This window comes from Sphingomonas bacterium (assembly GCF_903644135.1).
In the GTDB taxonomy this organism is placed as follows: domain Bacteria; phylum Pseudomonadota; class Alphaproteobacteria; order Sphingomonadales; family Sphingomonadaceae; genus Sphingomonas.
Window position 1 is genome coordinate 1 of the sequence record NZ_CAHJXA010000266.1, and the last position, 4,049, is coordinate 4,049.

The window sequence follows — 4,049 nt, forward strand, 5'->3', positions numbered from 1 at the left end:
GGTGGCGCGGCGGGGTGAGCGGGCGTGGGACCGGCGGGTATCGACCTCTCGCAGCGCCAAGCTCGGGTTCATCGCGCGGGCGTGGTGGCAGGCGCTGCGTCGTCGTCGCATCGCAGTGACGCCGCGGCCCGCATGGCAGCGACCAGGCTGACGCTTCAGCCCTTGGCGGTGCTGTTGCCGGCTTTGGCCATCGTCACCGGCGAGTTGCGGCGGCAGTCGGCGGCGATCACCGGATAGGACAGGTCGCTGTTGCGCGCGAGGCCGGCCGGCAGCTGCGCGCGGCACTCGGCCATGGTGGCGAAGCGCGCCTGATCGAAGCGCGCGGGCGTGCAGTCGGTGTTGCCGTCGCCGCAGCCCAGGATCGCCATCACATAGAACACCGATTGCATGATCGCCTCCACTCATCGCGCCCAACCCTCGGCTCGGCGCAATCGTTCCCTGCGGGGCCAGCGATGAACGAAGCATTGAAGCGCAGGCGCGGAACGCCGACATGGGAGGGCGATGCCACCCCTTGATCCCACCGTTACCCGCGCCGATCGGCCGCTGCTGCCGACGCTGCGCCGCTTCCTGCCCTATCTCTGGCCGCGCGGGGAGGCCGGGCTGAAGCTGCGCATCGTCGGGGCGATGCTGCTGGTGGTCGCGTCGAAGATCGTGCAGGTCTATGGCGCGCCCTTCGCGCTGCAAGCGGCGGTGGACGGCATGGCACCGGGCAGCCGGTCGGCGGCGACGCTCGTGGTGCTGCTGGTGATCGGCTATGCCGCCGCGCGGTTCGGGACGACCCTGTTCGACAACCTGCGCAACGCGGTGTTCGAGCGGGTCGGCCAGGACGCGACCCGGCGGCTGTCGGCGCAGGTGTTCCGTCATCTCCACTCGCTCAGCCTCGACTTCCATCTGTCGCGGCGTACCGGCGCGGTGACCAAGGTGGTCGAGCGCGGCACCAAGAGCATCGACACGATGCTGTACTTCCTGCTGTTCAACATCGCGCCGACGGTGCTGGAGCTGGTGCTGGTGCTGCAGCTGTTCTGGGTCAAGTTCGGCTGGCCGCTGGTGGCGGCGACGGTGGCACTGGTGGCGCTCTACATCTGGTTTACGCGGACGGTCACCGACTGGCGCTCGGCGCTGCGGACGCGGATGAACGACCTCGACACCGGCGCGGTCGCCCATGCGGTCGACTCGCTGCTCAACTTCGAGACGGTGAAGTATTTCGGCGCGGAGGAGCGCGAGGCCAGGCGCTACGACGCGGCGATCACCGCCTATGCGCGCGCCGCGACGGTGAGCGAGAACAGCCTGGCGTGGCTCAACGTCGGCCAGGCGGCGATCACCAACCTGATGCTGGGCGGCGGCATGGCCTATGTCGCCTGGGGCTGGAGCCAGGGGCGGTTCAGCGCCGGCAATCTGGTGTTCGTCTCGACCCTGCTCAGCCAGTTGTTCCGCCCGCTCGACCTGCTCGGCATGGTCTATCGCACCATTCGCCAGGGGGTGATCGATATGGGCGCGATGTTCGACCTAGTCGACACGCCGGCGACGATCGTCGACGCGCCCGGCGCGCCGCCCATCGCGGTGACGCGCGGCCATGTCCGCTTCGAGGGCGTCCGCTTCGGCTATGACCGTGGCCGCGACATCCTGAAGGGCGTCGATCTCGACGTGCCGGCCGGCTCGACGCTGGCCGTCGTCGGGCCGTCGGGGGCGGGCAAGTCGACGCTGGCGCGGCTGCTCTACCGTTTCTACGACCTTGACGCCGGCCGGATCACGATCGACGGGCAGGACATCGCCGGCGTCACCCAGGCATCCCTGCGCGCCGCGATCGGTATCGTGCCGCAGGACACCGTGCTGTTCAACGACACGATCGGCTACAACATCGCCTATGGCCGCGAGGGCGCGGGGCCGGCCGAGGTCGAGGCGGCGGCACGCGGCGCGGCGATTGCCGGCTTCATCGAGCGCCAGTCCGACGGCTATGCCACGCGCGTCGGCGAGCGCGGCCTGAAGCTGTCGGGCGGCGAGAAGCAGCGGGTCGCGATCGCGCGCACCCTGCTCAAGAACCCGCCGCTGCTGATCCTCGACGAGGCGACCAGCGCGCTCGACAGCCGCACCGAGGGCGAGATCCTGGAGACGCTGGAGGGCGTCGAGCGCGGCCGCACCACCATCACCATCGCTCACCGGCTGTCGACGATCGTCGATGCCGACCAGATCGTCGTCCTCGACAATGGCCGCATCGTCGAGCGCGGCAGCCACGCCGCCCTGTTGCGCCAGGCCGGCTTGTACGCGGAGATGTGGGAGCGCCAGCAGGCCGAGCGCGAGGCGGACGAGACGGCGCTGGCGGCGGAATGATCAGCAGAGGACCTGCGCGGCGCGACGGAACATCTCGACGTTACCGGCCAGATAGTTGCGGATCGCCTGCTCGGCCTTGACCGTCAGCATGTAGCGCTCGTTGCCGGCGCTGCCGCATCGCTCGACATCGAGCGATTCGATCAGCACGCCGAGAATGTAGATCGCGGTGGATAGCGGCACATCGGCCGCCTCGACCACACGGTCGATGGATGTCGTCCTGCCTTCGACCGTGTCGAGGAACATCGCCAGCACGATGGAAAACGCACCGTCGCCGCTGATGTGATCGTCGAGATAGTAATTTCGTTCGCGTCGTATGACGGACAGCGCCTTGCCGACGATGATGACGTTCTGGTCCAGGCCCGTCCCCGCGTGCATCGCTTGCGCCGCACTGACGACCTGCTCCCCACCGCTCACCGCTGTGGCTTGGCTCATCGCAATCTCCTCCGGTTTTTAGGCTCTAACGGCCAGTTTATACAACAAAAACCATTGATCAATGTTGTTGTTCCCGTTCCGTGGAAACGGATCAAACAAATCGGCAGGCACGGATCGCCCGACCGACAGCCTGCAAACGCGGTGCGAAGCTCACCTGCCTCGAACGCGGCTCGACCGGCGTTTGCCGGGCCGCTAGGGCCGGAGGCGTGATCCCGGACCCGCTTCCCGACCTCCAACGTGTCTTCGGCTTTCGCGATTTTCGCGGCGTGCAACGCCAGGTGGTCGACCGGGTGCTCGCGGGCGAGCGGACGCTGGCGGTGATGCCGACCGGGGCGGGCAAGTCGCTCTGCTATCAGCTGCCGGCGACGATGATGACGGGGACCTGCGTCGTCGTCAGCCCGCTGATCGCGCTGATGCACGACCAGTTGCGCGCCGCGGAGGCGGTGGGGATCAGGGCGGCGACGCTGACCTCGGTGGACGAGAACCGCGCCGAGACGATCGCGCGGTTCAAGGCGGGGGTGCTGGACCTGCTCTACGTCGCGCCCGAGCGCGCCTCCAACCAGAGTTTCCGGGAGCTTCTTGCCACGGCCAAGCTCAGCCTGTTCGCGATCGACGAGGCGCATTGCGTCAGCGAATGGGGCCACGACTTCCGGCCCGACTATCGCCTGCTCGCGCCGTTGATGGACGCGTTCCCGGACGTGCCGCGGCTCGCGCTGACCGCGACCGCCGATGCCCATACCCGCGCCGACATCCTGGCGCAGCTCGGCATCCCCAAGGCGGGGGAGATCGTCTCGGGGTTCGACCGGCCCAATATCCGCTACCTGATCAGCCCGCGCGACAACACCGCGCGCCAGATCGCCGACCTGATCCGCCGCACGCCCGGCCCCGGCATCGTCTATGCCCAGACCCGCGCCGCCACCGAGCGGCTCGCCGAGCAGCTGGCCGCGACCGGCCGGCCGACCCGCGCCTATCACGCCGGGCTCGACCCCGCGGTACGCGCGCGCAACCAGGCGGCGTTCGTCGCGTCCGAGGACATGGTGATCTGCGCCACCGTCGCGTTCGGCATGGGCATCGACAAGCCCGACGTGCGCTTCGTCGCCCATGCTGGCCTGCCCAAGTCGATCGAGGCCTATTACCAGGAGACCGGCCGCGCCGGCCGCGACGGCGACCCGTCGGTGGCGCATCTGTTCTGGGGGGCCGACGATTTCGCCCGTGCGCGCCAGCGGCTCGGCGAGGTCGATGACGAGCGCGTCGCCGGCGAGCGCACGCGCCTCGCCGCGCTAGGCGCG

4 protein-coding genes are annotated in these 4,049 nt (G+C 69.1%); 2 read left to right on the forward strand and 2 right to left on the reverse strand.

The window, feature by feature from the left end; all coding sequences use genetic code 11:
- Positions 1–155: 155 nt before the first annotated feature.
- Positions 156–389 (reverse strand): hypothetical protein, encoded by a 234-nt coding sequence (locus tag HUU96_RS12590; RefSeq protein ID WP_174293113.1) that lies wholly within the window; start codon positions 387–389, stop codon positions 156–158.
- Between the two features lie 112 nt (positions 390–501).
- Between HUU96_RS12590 and HUU96_RS12595 the strand changes: the two genes are divergently transcribed.
- Positions 502–2,328, forward strand: a complete 1,827-nt coding sequence (locus tag HUU96_RS12595; RefSeq protein WP_174293114.1) for an ABCB family ABC transporter ATP-binding protein/permease — start codon at positions 502–504, stop codon at positions 2,326–2,328.
- Here the strand turns inward: HUU96_RS12595 and HUU96_RS12600 are convergent, their stop codons facing one another.
- Positions 2,329–2,760 (reverse strand): hypothetical protein, encoded by a 432-nt coding sequence (locus tag HUU96_RS12600; protein ID WP_174293115.1) that lies wholly within the window; start codon positions 2,758–2,760, stop codon positions 2,329–2,331.
- Between the two features lie 206 nt (positions 2,761–2,966).
- Between HUU96_RS12600 and HUU96_RS12605 the strand changes: the two genes are divergently transcribed.
- Positions 2,967–4,049 (forward strand): RecQ family ATP-dependent DNA helicase (locus HUU96_RS12605; protein WP_254605215.1); only part of this gene is annotated, 1,083 nt, incomplete at its 3' end.